Annotated in this window: 1 protein-coding gene; it reads left to right on the plus strand. The window is 59.4% G+C overall.

Annotated elements, in window-relative coordinates; all coding sequences use genetic code 11:
• Positions 1-93: 93 nt before the first annotated feature.
• On the plus strand, positions 94-1149 hold a 1056-nt coding region (tet, locus tag BSCG_RS00205), incomplete at its 3' end, for a Tet(A)/Tet(B)/Tet(C) family tetracycline efflux MFS transporter (RefSeq protein WP_008777654.1).

The raw sequence follows: 1149 nt of genomic DNA on the forward strand, positions 1-1149 counted from the left end.
TCAGAGAATTCTCATGTTTGACAGCTTATCATCGATAAGCTTTAATGCGGTAGTTTATCACAGTTAAATTGCTAACGCAGTCAGGCACCGTGTATGAAATCTAACAATGCGCTCATCGTCATCCTCGGCACCGTCACCCTGGATGCTGTAGGCATAGGCTTGGTTATGCCGGTACTGCCGGGCCTCTTGCGGGATATCGTCCATTCCGACAGCATCGCCAGTCACTATGGCGTGCTGCTAGCGCTATATGCGTTGATGCAATTTCTATGCGCACCCGTTCTCGGAGCACTGTCCGACCGCTTTGGCCGCCGCCCAGTCCTGCTCGCTTCGCTACTTGGAGCCACTATCGACTACGCGATCATGGCGACCACACCCGTCCTGTGGATCCTCTACGCCGGACGCATCGTGGCCGGCATCACCGGCGCCACAGGTGCGGTTGCTGGCGCCTATATCGCCGACATCACCGATGGGGAAGATCGGGCTCGCCACTTCGGGCTCATGAGCGCTTGTTTCGGCGTGGGTATGGTGGCAGGCCCCGTGGCCGGGGGACTGTTGGGCGCCATCTCCTTGCATGCACCATTCCTTGCGGCGGCGGTGCTCAACGGCCTCAACCTACTACTGGGCTGCTTCCTAATGCAGGAGTCGCATAAGGGAGAGCGTCGACCGATGCCCTTGAGAGCCTTCAACCCAGTCAGCTCCTTCCGGTGGGCGCGGGGCATGACTATCGTCGCCGCACTTATGACTGTCTTCTTTATCATGCAACTCGTAGGACAGGTGCCGGCAGCGCTCTGGGTCATTTTCGGCGAGGACCGCTTTCGCTGGAGCGCGACGATGATCGGCCTGTCGCTTGCGGTATTCGGAATCTTGCACGCCCTCGCTCAAGCCTTCGTCACTGGTCCCGCCACCAAACGTTTCGGCGAGAAGCAGGCCATTATCGCCGGCATGGCGGCCGACGCGCTGGGCTACGTCTTGCTGGCGTTCGCGACGCGAGGCTGGATGGCCTTCCCCATTATGATTCTTCTCGCTTCCGGCGGCATCGGGATGCCCGCGTTGCAGGCCATGCTGTCCAGGCAGGTAGATGACGACCATCAGGGACAGCTTCAAGGATCGCTCGCGGCTCTTACCAGCCTAACTTCGATCATTGGACCG

The sequence above is a fragment of the Bacteroides sp. 2_2_4 genome (genome assembly GCF_000157055.1).
Taxonomy (GTDB): Bacteria; Bacteroidota; Bacteroidia; order Bacteroidales; family Bacteroidaceae; genus Bacteroides; species Bacteroides ovatus.